Genomic DNA, 635 nt, shown 5'->3' on the forward strand with positions numbered 1-635 from the left:
CCTTTTGCGAGAGAATTGGCCATGCTTGATAGTTTGAGTAACAGCATGATGGATATAATGGACAAGATGAGAGCTCCTCCAAACATGAAGCTTACATTCTGGTCGTAGTCGAGTTTCATATCGCTCAAATAGTTTGCAAAGATATTCATCATCAGATTAAATACAGTTGCTAAGAGTAGAAAGAGGATTATATAATTGGCGACTTGTACAATCCATTGCTCAAAAAAGCGATAAGTTGGTTGCCAGAGTAGAGCAATAATGAAGATTGGTCCCAATCCTACGAGAAGTGCAAGTGCGATTTTTGTCAGAAGGACGAGACCCCCACCGATTGCTACGACGAGGCTTGTTGCTAGCAAGATGAGGATTCCTAAGAGACTGTAAAGCAGTCCATTGGACTCGAAGAAGACGGTTTCTTGGAAAAGACGTCCTGCATATTGGAATCCTCCGCCTGCTGTTTTGTCAAGTAAATTCATTAATTGTTTATCATTGAGTGGATTTGTTATGAGCGCTTTTGATAACTCATAGGGCATTTGTGTTATCAAAATGGCAATTTCATTCTGATAAAGTCCTGTGGTAAGAGCTATTGAAGTAATAATACTTATCCGTAGGAAACGGTTTACGAATCCGGAGAGAGG

1 protein-coding gene is annotated in these 635 nt (G+C 40.3%); it reads right to left on the reverse strand.

The features are described from left to right. On the reverse strand, window positions 1-635 hold a 635-nt coding region (locus tag ACFINE_RS09925; RefSeq protein WP_375621912.1), incomplete at both ends, for a type IV secretion system protein.

Origin of the sequence: Bartonella sp. AA97HXZ, assembly GCF_042196985.1 — a bacterium.
Taxonomy (GTDB): Bacteria; Pseudomonadota; Alphaproteobacteria; order Rhizobiales; family Rhizobiaceae; genus Bartonella.